Below are 11,482 nucleotides of genomic sequence, written 5' to 3' on the forward strand. Positions count from 1 at the left end.
GAGGTGCAGAACAATTCAATATGTATTCGTATAACCACTAGGGGTGTCCTTCATAAGGGCTGAGATAAAAGTGTGACTTTTAGACCCTCATAACTTGAACAGGTTCAGACCTGCGTAGGGAAGTGGAGCGGTATTTGTGTATTTTACTATGCCAATTCCAAACCACTTTTCCTTGCGGGAAAGTGGTTTTTTTATTTATCAGACAGGGGGAATGATGTGTGAAGTTTTCAGAAGAATGCCGCAGTGCAGCCGCAGAATGGTGGGAGGGGAGTTTTGTCCATCCGTTTGTTCAGGGAATCGGTGACGGAACGCTTCCGATTGACCGTTTTAAATACTACGTGCTTCAAGATTCTTATTATTTAACGCATTTTGCGAAGGTGCAATCGTTCGGCGCCGCTTATGCGAAGGACCTTTATACGACGGGACGGATGGCAAGCCACGCCCAAGGTACATATGAGGCGGAAATGTCGCTTCATCGCGAGTTTGCCGAACTGTTGGAAATCAGTGAAGAGGAGCGTAAGGCGTTTAAGCCGTCTCCTACGGCGTACTCATATACATCCCATATGTACCGTTCGGTTTTGAGCGGGAATTTTGCTGAGATTTTAGCGGCCCTTCTACCGTGCTATTGGCTTTATTACGAGGTTGGCGAGAAATTGCTGCATTGTGATCCGGGGCATCCGATTTATCAGAAGTGGATCGGCACATACGGAGGTGACTGGTTCAAACAGCAGGTCGAAGAGCAAGTCAACCGGTTTGATGAGCTGGCGGAAAACAGCACGGAGGAAGTGCGCGCCAAGATGAAAGAGAATTTTGTCATCTCCAGCTACTATGAATATCAATTTTGGGGAATGGCCTATCAGAAAGAAGGCTGGTCCGACAGCGGCATAAAAGAGGTGGAGGAACTTGGAGCTTCACGCCATAACGGATGACTGCAAACCGGTTGAAGAGTTAGCGAGAACAATCATAGCTATTCAGAATGAAGTTGATTTTATACACATCCGGGAACGGTCAAAATCGGCGGCAGATATTTTGAAACTGCTTGAGCTTACGTCCGAAGGCGGTGTGGATAAACGAAAATTGGTCATGAACGGGCGGGTGGATATTGCGCTTTTTTCTACGATTCATCGCGTGCAGCTGCCGAGCAGCAGCTTTTCGCCGAAGCAGGTCAGAGCCAGATTTCCTCACCTTCATATCGGGCGGTCGGTGCATTCACTGGAGGAAGCGGTTCAAGCTGAAAAGGAAGACGCCGACTACGTGTTGTTCGGTCATGTGTTTGATACAGATTGCAAAAAGGGTCTTGAAGGCAGAGGTTTGTCTTTGCTGTCAGATATCAAAAAACGGATTTCTATCCCGGTTATTGCCATCGGCGGGATGGCGCCGGACAAATTAAGAGGCGTAAAACAAGCAGGGGCAGACGGTATCGCTGTCATGTCGGGAATTTTTTCTTCGGCTGACCCTTTGGAAGCTGCCAGACGATATTCCCGCAAGCTAAAGGAGATGCGCTATGAAAAGGCATTTTGATGCAGTTGTCATTGGAGGCGGAATTATTGGTTCCGCGATTGCCTATCATTTGGCAAAGGAAAATATGAGCACCGCATTGTTTGAAAGCGGAACAATCGGCGGCAAAACCACAAGTGCTGCTGCCGGAATGCTGGGTGCCCATGCCGAGTGCGAGGAACGTGACGAGTTTTTTGACTTCGCCATGCACAGCCAGCGTCTGTATAAAGGCCTTGGTGAGGAGCTTTATACGTTATCCGGCATTGATATCCGGCAGCATAACGGCGGTATGTTTAAGCTTGCGTTTTCTGAAGAAGATGTGCGGCGGCTGAGGAAAATGGATGACTTGGATTCAGTCAGCTGGCATGCAAAAGAAGAAGTGTTAGAAAAAGAGCCCTATACGTCTGATGCCATTCTAGGGGCATCCTTTATTCAGGATGATGTGCATGTTGAGCCTTATTTCGTTTGCAAAGCATATGCGAAAGCAGCGAAAGCGCTTGGGGCGGAGATTTTTGAGCATACTCCTGCCCTTCATGTCGAACGTGACGGTGAAGCTCTGTTGATCAAGACGCCGAGTGGTGGCGTATGGGCGGATCATGTTGCGGTTGCCAGCGGGGTGTGGAGCGGAATGTTTTTTAAACAGCTCGGCTTGAATCATGCCTTTTTTCCTGTAAAAGGGGAGTGCCTGTCTGTTTGGAATGATGATATCCCGCTGACAAAAACACTTTACCATGACCATTGCTATATCGTACCGAGAAAATGCGGAAGACTGGTTGTCGGCGCGACAATGAAGCCGGGTGACTGGAGTGAAACACCGGATCTTGGCGGACTGGAATCGGTTATGAAAAAAGCAAAAACGATGCTGCCTGCCATTCAGAATATGAAGGTGGATCGTTTTTGGGCAGGATTGCGTCCGGGGACAAAGGATGGAAAACCGTACATCGGCAGACACCCTGAGGACAGCCGTATTTTATTTGCAGCGGGCCATTTCAGAAACGGGATCCTGCTTGCTCCCGCAACGGGCGCTTTGATCGGTGATCTCATGATGAATAAAGAAGTCAATCAAGACTGGCTGCACGCATTTCGAATTGATCGCAAGGAGGCGGTTCAGATATGATGCTACAGCTGAACGGCAGAGACGTGAAGTGGGAAAAAGACACAGGCACTATTCAAGACCTGCTGGCGTCTTATCAGCTTGAAAATAAAATTGTTATTGTTGAAAGAAATAAAGAAATTATCGGTAAAGAACATTATCACGAGGTTGAACTTTGTGATCGCGATGTTATTGAAATTGTCCATTTTGTAGGAGGCGGATGAGCATGTTAACAATTGGCGGGAAATCATTTCAATCAAGATTGCTGCTGGGCACGGGGAAATACCCATCGTTTGAAATTCAAAAGGAAGCGGTGGCCGTTTCTGAGTCTGATATTTTAACATTTGCTGTGCGGAGAATGAACATCTTTGAAGCGTCTCAGCCTAATTTTCTGGAACAGCTTGATTTATCCAAATATACGCTTCTGCCGAATACAGCGGGCGCCAGCACCGCTGAAGAAGCGGTCCGGATTGCAAGACTGGCGAAAGCGTCAGGACTTTGTGACATGATTAAAGTCGAAGTCATCGGATGCAGCCGTTCTTTGCTGCCTGATCCTGTTGAGACATTAAAAGCGTCCGAACAGCTTCTAGAAGAAGGCTTTATTGTGCTCCCGTACACGTCAGATGATGTTGTGCTGGCAAGAAAACTCGAAGAGCTTGGTGTTCATGCTATCATGCCGGGTGCATCTCCGATCGGATCGGGCCAAGGAATCTTAAATCCTTTGAATCTGTCATTTATTATTGAACAGGCCAAAGTGCCGGTCATCGTGGATGCCGGAATCGGATCGCCGAAAGATGCGGCATACGCAATGGAGCTTGGTGCGGACGGCGTACTCCTTAATACGGCTGTATCAGGCGCGAATGATCCTGTGAAAATGGCTCGTGCCATGAAGCTCGCGGTGGAAGCAGGACGCCTTTCTTATGAGGCGGGCCGAATTCCGTTGAAGCAATACGGAACGGCAAGCAGTCCGGGAGAAGGTCTTCCTGTATGACGGACAGGTACTCCAGGCAGGAGCTGTTTGCTCCGATCGGCCCAGCCGGCCAGAAGAAACTGAAAGAAGCGCGCGCCGTAATTATCGGCGCCGGCGCGCTTGGAACAGCCAGTGCAGAAATGCTGGTCAGAGCGGGAGTCGGTTCTGTGAAGATTGCCGACAGAGATTACGTTGAATGGAGCAACCTGCAGCGCCAGCAGCTGTATACAGAAGATGATGTCAAAAAAGAAATGCCGAAAGCGGCCGCTGCTGAGCAGCGTCTCCGTTCGATTAACAGCGATGTTGATGTGACGGGCCTTGTCATGGATGTGACAGCTGAAAATATCTTCGAGCTGATTAAGGGCGCTTCGATCATTGTGGATGCGGCCGATAATTTTGAAACCCGCCTGATCGTAAATGATGCTGCTGTAAAAGAAGGGATTCCTTTTCTTTACGGTGCCTGTGTAGGAAGCTACGGTCTGACCTTTACCGTAGTGCCGGGATCGACCCCCTGCCTTCATTGCTTGCTCGATACACTTCCGATTGGCGGCGCGACATGTGACACAGCCGGCATCATCAGTCCGGCTGTTTTGCAGGTAGCAGTCTTTCAGGTGACAGACGCGCTGAAGCTGCTGACGGGTGAAGAATGCGAGCCGGTGCTGCGCTCTTTTGACTTGTGGAAAAATGAGCGGTCAGAGGTGAGAGCAGCGGGTCTCAAACATGACACATGCCCAAGCTGCGGCACAAAAGATTTTCCGTTTTTGTCATATGAAAACCAAACAAAAGCGGCTGTATTGTGCGGCAGGAACACGGTGCAAATCAGATCATCCTTTACAAAAGAAGCTGATCTTGAAGGGCTTGCCGGTCAGCTGAGACAGGCCGGGTTTGAAGTAGCTGCGAATCGGTATTTAATTTCCTGCCGCTCGGATGATATGAAAATGGTGCTGTTCCGGGACGGCAGAGCGCTGATCCATGGAACGAATGATATTGCCCGGGCAAAATCCATTTATCATAAATGGATCGGGTAATAAAAGGAGTGTAGTGTAATGAGTATATATAAAGCATTGACAATCGCCGGCTCTGATTCAGGCGGCGGCGCAGGGATACAGGCAGATATTAAAACCTTTCAGGAACTTGATGTTTTCGGTATGTCTGCGATTACGGCGGTAACCGCTCAAAATACGCTCGGTGTGCATGGGGTGTATCCGCTGACTGTAGAGGCGCTGAGACAGCAAATTGATGCTGTTGCCGAGGATTTGAGACCTGACGCCGTAAAAACGGGAATGCTCTGGAATGCCGAAATGATTGAAGAAGTGGCAAGAAAAATTGACGAGTATGAGTTTAACCGAGTGATTGTTGATCCAGTTATGATCGCAAAGGGCGGTGCATCCTTGCTGCACGATGAATCAGTTGCCACCTTAAAAGAGCTCCTCATTCCAAGAAGCTACGCGATTACGCCGAATGTTCCGGAAGCAGAAACGCTGACAGGAATGGCAATCCAATCGCTGGATGACCGGAAAAAGGCAGCGGAGAAGCTCGTCAAGATGGGGGCCAAGCATGTGATTATCAAAGGAGGGCACCAGCCTGAGGACAATCACATCACTGATCTTCTTTTTGATGGAAACATGTTTATGCAAATCAGCCACCCCTATATCGATACGAAGCATACGCATGGCACAGGCTGCACCTTTGCTGCCGCTTTAACAGCTCAAACGGCTAAAGGAGACAGCATCCATCAGGCATTCGAGGTAGCGGCAAACTTTGTCCGCGAAGCGGTGGAAAATACGCTCGGCATCGGATCAGGGCACGGGCCGACAAACCATTTCGCCTTTAAAAGAAACAGCTTAAACACAAGCCGATGAGATCACCAGTTGATGGTGGTCTCTTTCACGTTTGTCTATGGTAGCGCTTTTCATCTGGACAAGGTTATGATATGATAAGAATTAAGATCAGGTACTAATACTATGTCTTTATTAAATATAGGAGGCTTTATACATATGAATTTTTCACTTGAAGGCCGCAACATTGTTGTGATGGGGGTAGCAAACAAACGCAGTATCGCATGGGGGATTGCGCGCTCTTTACATGAAGCCGGAGCACGTTTGATTTTCACATACGCAGGCGAACGTCTGGAGAAATCTGTACACGAGCTTGCCGGTACGTTAGAGCGCAATGATTCCATCATCCTTCCTTGCGACGTAACAAACGATGCGGAAATCGAAACTTGCTTCGCAAGCATTAAGGAACAGGTTGGTGTGATCCACGGTATCGCGCATTGCATCGCGTTTGCCAACAAAGAAGAGCTTGTCGGCGAATACTTAAACACAAATCGTGACGGTTTCCTTTTGGCTCATAACATCAGCTCATACTCTCTGACAGCTGTTGTGAAAGCGGCACGTCCGATGATGACTGAAGGCGGAAGCATTGTTACTTTGACTTACCTTGGCGGAGAGCTTGTTATGCCAAACTACAACGTTATGGGTGTAGCGAAAGCTTCTCTTGATGCAAGTGTGAAATACCTGGCTGCTGACTTAGGAAAAGAAAATATCCGCGTCAACAGCATTTCTGCCGGCCCGATCAGAACATTATCTGCTAAAGGCATCAGCGATTTCAACTCAATCTTAAAAGACATTGAAGAGCGTGCGCCGCTTCGCCGCACGACAACACCTGAAGAAGTGGGCGATACAGCTGCGTTCTTATTCAGCGACATGTCCCGCGGCATTACAGGTGAAAATCTTCACGTTGATTCAGGTTTCCATATTACTGCCCGCTAAGCAGGATCTTTGCCAAGCAATCCCGAACAGGGATTGCTTTTTTATTTCTTCTGATTTTCAGCTTTCTGTCATATAGATAGAATATGACACAATCGGAGGGATGAAGATGTCTAATAAGAAAAGAAACGCGGACAAAAAACCGCTCATGTATATTGTTCAGCCGGATTATGCAGAAACCACAAGGTCATCCATGCAGGAGATTGTCATCAAAAGAAAGGTCAACAAACCCGCTCCGCCAAAAGCAGAGGAAAAGCCGGCTTACCATGAGAAACAGCAGGAGGAAGCTGTGGCAAAGGATGTCCAGCAAGCAGAACAAAAGCCTGCAGCTGAGCCAGTGAGTCAGCAAACACAAGAGGTGAGAGAACCAGAGAACACAAAGATCACAAAGAACCAGCAGGAGAAGAAAGCAGAGCCGCAGACTGTTGAAGAAACCGTCGAACACGAGCCGCCGAAAGCAGAAAAAAAGGAAGAGCCTGCACTTGAGGAACGAAAGCCAGAAAAAGAACCGGAAGCTGTCCATAATGCTGCCAAAGCGGAGGAAAAAGCACCGCCGGCAAGAAAAGTGAAAAAACCGATGAGCAAGATGACGATCCATGAAAAAATTGATTTTTTAACAAAGCTTCCCCATAACATGCCAAGAGCGCTCTGTCTGATTGAAGCCAATGGAAGAACGTATAGGGGTGTGATTGTTGGAAGAAGAAATGATTCCGTCCTGCTTCGAACAACCGGTAACGGAGCCCCGACTGAGCTGGCAATTGATGATATCACCTCTTTGCATCCGCTCGGTTTTTAATAAAATGTAAAAAGCTGCCCGGCAAATGCTCTCGGGCAGCTTTTTACATAGAGAAAAGCCTGCAGGCCTGCAAGCTTTTCAAGCTTATGATTAATGATGATGGTGCGTGCGATTGATTAATCGTGGATTTAAGCAGTTAATTGCGCAAAAGCAGTCTAAGTCCACTTCAATGCAGTAGTTCGTTTTTTCCAGTCGGAACACTTCACAAACCGTATCTGAATCGGTAAAGTCCAAAATGTGTTTGTGTTCGTCAAATGCGATTAATAATGATAGTGTTGCGCAGCTGTCATGAACTTTTTCCACTCTGAAAAATACTGTATTAAAGCAAGGGCCGTTATCGAGTTCGCCGACATTACCGAAGGCTACTAAGGGCTTTGATTTTGATGTAAATATTGCAAAAGGCACTGTATCGCCTAGCGAATGAGTTGGCGACAAAAGCTTTGAATGGCAGCTTGTCGGACAGTCCTCTTCAACAGCGTGTTGCAGTTCTTCAATATTTTCTACAGCTTCACGCACGCAGCTTGATGTTTTCTGGCTCATATTATCCCTCCTGCCTTATAAATTTGAGACTGGCGAAATGATGGAGAGTCAGCTGCCTCCCTCTGGAAGCAGCTGAATAATTTGCACCTGTAATAGAGTTTGGAAGGGGATTCCTCTTTACAAGTGTTTATCCATTGTGATGATGCTTTTTATCTCTGTTAGGGGATGTTCTGTCAACTAACTCTGGTGACAGGCATTGAATTGCACAGAAGCATCCGAGATCCACTTCTATGCAGAAATCCGTCTTTTCTAGCCCGAAGAAATCCGGGTCGCAAGGGTGGCAGACACTTAAAGTATCGCCTTTAACATCGACCGGGCGTAAAATAGAAAGTGTTGCACAGCAATCGCATAATTTTTCGACGCGGAAGAAAATGGATTCAAAGCATTGCATATCATCCACAAATCCCCCCACGTTTCCGAATGTGGAGAACAACCCGCCTTTTTTATCAAAAACGAGAAACGGAATTGTGTCTTTTCCAGCAATCGTAGGGTTTAAAAGGTTGGTATAGCAGCCAGTCGGACACTGTTCTTCAACTGCCTCCTGCTCTGCTAAAATCTTTTCCACTGCATCGCATACACAGTTCTCATGCCGGCCATGGGTTTTTCCGCAGCTCATTGATTTCAGCTCCTTCTTTATAGGGTATTTGACTTTAGTCCTTAACAACATATGTACCCGTGCCCCACTTGGTGTGGGTGAACGTCTATATATTCATCATATGCTTGGAAAATAAGAAAAAGCAGAGCGTTTTTAGCTCTGCTTTTAAGTCCTAGAGGACAAGAGTAATAACTAGGATAGCTACGAGGGTGTTTGTTGCTGTAGAGATAAGTGTTGCGATATCGGCATCTACTGTTGAGACGTTTACGCCACGGGAGCATTCGATGAGAAGTTTTTGGCGGTTAACTTGCTTGTTAGCTGTAAGCTGCAATAAATCTTGTGCGACTAATTCGGCAATTACGCCGTCTGCAATGGATGTGAGAGTAGCTGTAACTACAGCGGCATTAAGCGCTGTTACAACTGATGTTACTGCTTGAACGTCTGTAGATGTAACGTTAATGTCACAAGAATCTCTAATAATAATCGTCTCATCGGAGACTTGTTTGTTGAGATTTGCCTGAGCTAGATCTTGGTCGATGAAGGCGTTGTCGTTGCCAAAAAAACCATTTCCATTACAGCAAACATCGCAATGACATTTTCTTTCTTCTTTTTTTTCTTTATCTTTTTCGTCTAACGGATGGTCACAGTCAGGATCAAGTGCAACCCAAGAGTATGGTCTGCTTTCCATATTTATTCCTCCTTTTCTTTTACTGTTATTAAATGAGCGAGCCTCTTACTTTGACTGAGTCATATATCCTGATGAAGAACCCTATTTTTTTATGATTGGCTAATTGTTATTGTTTTTCCGTCTTTGTCTGAGCTGTTCAATTAGCTGCTCTCTGCGGCTTAGCGGTTTTGCGTTCTTTTGCTCTTGCTCCGATTCTTCTTTTTTCTTCTTTTGATTTTCAATTAAAGCTTCTGATTTAGCCTGCAAGTCTTTTACTAGATTTAAAAGCATTTCTTTTTCTTCATCTGATACTTTTTTCATTTTGTCTTTCGTGACACCATGTTTAAGAAAGATATTGTGGACCAGCATTTTTGTCATCGGATCAACTTCCGGAAGCTTTGCAAGCTCTTCTTTAATTTTATCGTTATCTGACATTTGTTCTCACCTCGGCTTTAAGTTTGTGAAAAGAAAGGGTTAAAGGACGTCAAGTTCATTGAGAATGCTGTTTAACACCTGAAGCAAGATTTGTACAAAGGTTATTATTTCATCGGCAGACAAAGTAATCTTAATGTTTCGGCTGTTGATAACTTTAATGATTGTTCTTTTTTTGATTTGAGAGCTATCGAGAACAAGAATTTCGCTTGCCACTGCGTCAGCCAAATCCTCGTCAGCGATGATGAGCTGTGTCGTCAGGATAATCATGGTTGTCACAAAGGCTTGTATAGAAAGGGCAGATGTTATATTTGATGTATCTATTGTGATATTTTCGCAATCAATGACTTCGATCTGCTGTTCGAATTCGCTTGATAATTGCTCAAATATTGCAGGGTGCAGAGATTCAATTTTTGCTTCAAATGACATAACCTTCACTCCTTTCTTATCCATACTCTATATAATGCAAATGGGGTGCAGAGCGGAATAATAAAAATAACCAATTTTGCGCCGGACAAGATACAATTCATGAAGAATAGGGTTTTTGCATATATGTGAAGGGATCATGATTGGCAAAGGAGTGAACAAGTGGTTATTAATGGGCTGACAATTGCTCTTCTTTCGCTTGCGGTCTTTCGGCTTGCCCGCCTGTTGGTGTTTGACACAATTATGGCGCCGCTTCGCAGCCTGTTTCACGAAGAGAAGGAAGAAACGGATGCGGATGGTAATAGTGAAACGTATATTGTGATTAAGGGAACAGGTGTGAGGGCGTTTATTGGTGAATTACTGAGCTGTTATTGGTGTACAGGCGTGTGGTGCGCCGGCTTTTTGATTTTATGCCAGGCATTGATCCCGCAAGCAGCGCAGTGGCTGATTTTGCTGCTGGCGATCGCCGGCCTTGCCGGCATTATTGAAACGCTCGTATCAAAATGGCTGCAAGAATGAGGCGTTCCCACCAGCAACTTTTTACTAACATCCGCATAAAGTAGCATATATGACATAAGGAAAGGAAGGGATCAAAGTGAATCAATTCAATAAACCTTCCCAAAAGACTCCATATACAGATTCATCGTATCAATCAAAAAAGATCAAAAAGAAAGGCTGCGGGTGCGGAAAGAAAAAGAAAAAGCCTCAATAGCCTGGCAAAGAAACCGGAGACCTCCGGTTTTTTGTTTGTTTAACAGGGCGGCCTCGCTCAGCATATATCATGAGTGGGGGGATGCAAGTGAATGAGTTTGAAAAATGGATAGAAGGAAGATATAAACCTCATGAACAAAAGCAAAAAGAGCATGATGACATCATGGGCAGCATAAGAAAAGACTTGGATGCATTTGATGAAGCCGGTCTGGCATTTGAAGAGGAGATGGAAGAGCTGGCTGAAAAAACCGAAGCCTTACTCAAAAAACACCAGGCACAGCACGAACCATCATAAATCCGCAATCGCCCTATGCGTTTATCCAAGCCGAATAAAGCGGCTCACATAGTGTATAGAGAGTAAAGGAGGTGCTTATCTATGGGCTTTGGATACGGATTCGGAGGCGGCTACGGCGGCTGCGGTGGCGGTTATGCTGGCGGTTACGGCGGCGGCTATGGTTCAACATTTGTTCTTTTAGTCGTATTGTTCATTCTCCTTATCATCGTGGGTGCATCTTTTTATAACTTCTAAGGTTTATTAAGGGGAGTACAGGTAATATCCTGTACTTCCTTGCCTTGTGTTTATTTTTTATTTTTGGAAAAAGCACATTGAACAATGGGTGTTCATACAATACCGTATCACTCCGCCAAAAGGAGGCGTATTATGGATAATCAATTTTTTAAGAACATCGAAAAGAAAACAGGTGTCAACATGCAGGATGTCATGAATCTTGCCGGCTCCCTTCAAAACGCCAATTTTAAAGACGAAAACACAGTGCGCAGTGTCATTAAACGTGTAGCACAGCTGGCAAACAGACGCGTGCCGAAAGAATTAGAAGATAAAATTGTACATTCCATTACAAGCGGAAAAGAAAAGCTTGATTTTAGTACGATTTCTAAAATGATGGATAATAAATAAAAAGAGGGCCTGGCTGACTCATTGCAGCAGGCCTTTTTTAAAAGAAAAAACCCGGCAGATCACTGCCG

Annotated in this window: 18 protein-coding genes and 1 riboswitch; of the genes, 13 read left to right on the forward strand and 5 right to left on the reverse strand. The window is 45.7% G+C overall.

The annotated features are described in order from the left end of the window. The first annotated feature begins 29 nt into the window (after window positions 1-29). A riboswitch (TPP riboswitch) is annotated at window positions 30-138 on the forward strand. 80 nt (window positions 139-218) lie between these two features. The 9 genes from tenA to cotO all read left to right on the forward strand — a co-directional run bounded on the left by tenA (window position 219) and on the right by cotO (window position 7,127). Further along, window positions 219-929 carry a thiaminase II gene (gene tenA / locus MOC09_RS01345; RefSeq protein ID WP_268369312.1) on the forward strand — a complete coding sequence of 237 codons (711 nt, stop codon included), beginning with the start codon at window positions 219-221 and terminating at the stop codon, window positions 927-929. After that, on the forward strand, window positions 904-1,521 hold the full coding sequence (tenI, locus tag MOC09_RS01350) for a thiazole tautomerase TenI (RefSeq protein WP_268359551.1): 618 nt from the start codon (window positions 904-906) through the stop codon (window positions 1,519-1,521). Before tenA ends, tenI begins: the two co-directional genes overlap by 26 nt. After that, the gene (thiO, locus tag MOC09_RS01355; protein ID WP_268369314.1) at window positions 1,505-2,614 is read left to right on the forward strand and encodes a glycine oxidase ThiO; all 1,110 of its coding nucleotides are present in this window, start codon (window positions 1,505-1,507) and stop codon (window positions 2,612-2,614) included. The genes tenI and thiO overlap by 17 nt, the downstream gene beginning before the upstream one ends. Then, window positions 2,614-2,814 (forward strand): sulfur carrier protein ThiS, encoded by a 201-nt coding sequence (gene thiS, locus MOC09_RS01360; RefSeq protein ID WP_268359597.1) that lies wholly within the window; start codon window positions 2,614-2,616, stop codon window positions 2,812-2,814. Before thiO ends, thiS begins: the two co-directional genes overlap by 1 nt. After that, a complete protein-coding gene (gene thiG / locus MOC09_RS01365; protein WP_072566102.1) occupies window positions 2,811-3,581 on the forward strand; it encodes a thiazole synthase in 771 nt (256 codons plus the stop codon). Before thiS ends, thiG begins: the two co-directional genes overlap by 4 nt. Further along, window positions 3,578-4,588, forward strand: a complete 1,011-nt coding sequence (gene thiF, locus MOC09_RS01370; RefSeq protein ID WP_268369316.1) for a thiazole biosynthesis adenylyltransferase ThiF — start codon at window positions 3,578-3,580, stop codon at window positions 4,586-4,588. Before thiG ends, thiF begins: the two co-directional genes overlap by 4 nt. A gap of 18 nt (window positions 4,589-4,606) precedes the next feature. Then, a complete protein-coding gene (gene thiD, locus MOC09_RS01375; RefSeq protein WP_268359558.1) occupies window positions 4,607-5,422 on the forward strand; it encodes a bifunctional hydroxymethylpyrimidine kinase/phosphomethylpyrimidine kinase in 816 nt (271 codons plus the stop codon). 135 nt (window positions 5,423-5,557) lie between these two features. Then, window positions 5,558-6,334 carry an enoyl-ACP reductase FabI gene (gene fabI, locus MOC09_RS01380; RefSeq protein ID WP_003224643.1) on the forward strand — a complete coding sequence of 259 codons (777 nt, stop codon included), beginning with the start codon at window positions 5,558-5,560 and terminating at the stop codon, window positions 6,332-6,334. 100 nt (window positions 6,335-6,434) lie between these two features. After that, the gene (gene cotO / locus MOC09_RS01385; RefSeq protein ID WP_268359560.1) at window positions 6,435-7,127 is read left to right on the forward strand and encodes a spore coat protein CotO; all 693 of its coding nucleotides are present in this window, start codon (window positions 6,435-6,437) and stop codon (window positions 7,125-7,127) included. A gap of 90 nt (window positions 7,128-7,217) precedes the next feature. Here cotO and cotZ read toward each other — a convergent pair whose 3' ends face one another. From cotZ to cotV, 5 genes are all read right to left on the reverse strand, one after another. Further along, window positions 7,218-7,667 (reverse strand): spore coat protein CotZ, encoded by a 450-nt coding sequence (gene cotZ / locus MOC09_RS01390; protein WP_268359562.1) that lies wholly within the window; start codon window positions 7,665-7,667, stop codon window positions 7,218-7,220. 127 nt (window positions 7,668-7,794) lie between these two features. Beyond that, window positions 7,795-8,283, reverse strand: coding sequence for a spore coat protein CotY (gene cotY, locus MOC09_RS01395; RefSeq protein ID WP_014113395.1), 489 nt, complete (start codon window positions 8,281-8,283; stop codon window positions 7,795-7,797). A 151-nt stretch (window positions 8,284-8,434) separates the two neighbouring features. Further along, window positions 8,435-8,950 (reverse strand): spore coat protein CotX, encoded by a 516-nt coding sequence (gene cotX, locus MOC09_RS01400; RefSeq protein WP_268369318.1) that lies wholly within the window; start codon window positions 8,948-8,950, stop codon window positions 8,435-8,437. 99 nt (window positions 8,951-9,049) lie between these two features. Further along, the gene (gene cotW / locus MOC09_RS01405; RefSeq protein ID WP_268369320.1) at window positions 9,050-9,364 is read right to left on the reverse strand and encodes a spore coat protein CotW; all 315 of its coding nucleotides are present in this window, start codon (window positions 9,362-9,364) and stop codon (window positions 9,050-9,052) included. 39 nt (window positions 9,365-9,403) lie between these two features. Then, the gene (gene cotV, locus MOC09_RS01410) at window positions 9,404-9,790 is read right to left on the reverse strand and encodes a spore coat protein CotV (RefSeq protein ID WP_268369321.1); all 387 of its coding nucleotides are present in this window, start codon (window positions 9,788-9,790) and stop codon (window positions 9,404-9,406) included. 159 nt (window positions 9,791-9,949) lie between these two features. On the opposite strand from cotV, the gene yjcA reads away from it, so the two are divergent. The 4 genes from yjcA (at window position 9,950) to spoVIF (ending at window position 11,414) form a co-directional block, all read left to right on the forward strand. Beyond that, window positions 9,950-10,306 (forward strand): sporulation protein YjcA, encoded by a 357-nt coding sequence (yjcA, locus tag MOC09_RS01415; RefSeq protein WP_268359570.1) that lies wholly within the window; start codon window positions 9,950-9,952, stop codon window positions 10,304-10,306. A 280-nt stretch (window positions 10,307-10,586) separates the two neighbouring features. After that, window positions 10,587-10,793 carry a hypothetical protein gene (locus MOC09_RS01420; RefSeq protein ID WP_268359572.1) on the forward strand — a complete coding sequence of 69 codons (207 nt, stop codon included), beginning with the start codon at window positions 10,587-10,589 and terminating at the stop codon, window positions 10,791-10,793. A gap of 81 nt (window positions 10,794-10,874) precedes the next feature. After that, window positions 10,875-11,027: a YjcZ family sporulation protein gene (locus MOC09_RS01425; RefSeq protein ID WP_268359574.1), complete on the forward strand. Its 153-nt coding sequence runs from the start codon at window positions 10,875-10,877 to the stop codon at window positions 11,025-11,027. Between the two features lie 132 nt (window positions 11,028-11,159). Then, window positions 11,160-11,414 (forward strand): sporulation-specific transcription regulator SopVIF, encoded by a 255-nt coding sequence (gene spoVIF, locus MOC09_RS01430; protein WP_268359576.1) that lies wholly within the window; start codon window positions 11,160-11,162, stop codon window positions 11,412-11,414. Window positions 11,415-11,482: the final 68 nt, after the last annotated feature.

This window comes from Bacillus sp. N12A5, from assembly GCF_026790125.1.
Lineage (GTDB): Bacteria > Bacillota > Bacilli > Bacillales > Bacillaceae > Bacillus.

Bases quoted from the DNA above. Each gene is read 5' to 3' on its own strand.
- thiO (WP_268369314.1), top strand. From the start codon at position 1,505: ATGAAAAGGCATTTTGATGCAGTTGTCATTGGAGGCGGAATTATTGGT.
- thiS (WP_268359597.1), top strand. From the start codon at position 2,614: ATGCTACAGCTGAACGGCAGAGACGTGAAGTGGGAAAAAGACACAGGC.
- thiG (WP_072566102.1), top strand. From the start codon at position 2,811: ATGAGCATGTTAACAATTGGCGGGAAATCATTTCAATCAAGATTGCTG.
- thiF (WP_268369316.1), top strand. From the start codon at position 3,578: ATGACGGACAGGTACTCCAGGCAGGAGCTGTTTGCTCCGATCGGCCCA.
- thiD (WP_268359558.1), top strand. From the start codon at position 4,607: ATGAGTATATATAAAGCATTGACAATCGCCGGCTCTGATTCAGGCGGC.
- fabI (WP_003224643.1), top strand. From the start codon at position 5,558: ATGAATTTTTCACTTGAAGGCCGCAACATTGTTGTGATGGGGGTAGCA.
- cotO (WP_268359560.1), top strand. From the start codon at position 6,435: ATGAAGATGTCTAATAAGAAAAGAAACGCGGACAAAAAACCGCTCATG.
- cotZ (WP_268359562.1), bottom strand. From the start codon at position 7,667: ATGAGCCAGAAAACATCAAGCTGCGTGCGTGAAGCTGTAGAAAATATT.
- cotY (WP_014113395.1), bottom strand. From the start codon at position 8,283: ATGAGCTGCGGAAAAACCCATGGCCGGCATGAGAACTGTGTATGCGAT.
- cotX (WP_268369318.1), bottom strand. From the start codon at position 8,950: ATGGAAAGCAGACCATACTCTTGGGTTGCACTTGATCCTGACTGTGAC.
- cotW (WP_268369320.1), bottom strand. From the start codon at position 9,364: ATGTCAGATAACGATAAAATTAAAGAAGAGCTTGCAAAGCTTCCGGAA.
- cotV (WP_268369321.1), bottom strand. From the start codon at position 9,790: ATGTCATTTGAAGCAAAAATTGAATCTCTGCACCCTGCAATATTTGAG.
- MOC09_RS01425 (WP_268359574.1), top strand. From the start codon at position 10,875: ATGGGCTTTGGATACGGATTCGGAGGCGGCTACGGCGGCTGCGGTGGC.
- spoVIF (WP_268359576.1), top strand. From the start codon at position 11,160: ATGGATAATCAATTTTTTAAGAACATCGAAAAGAAAACAGGTGTCAAC.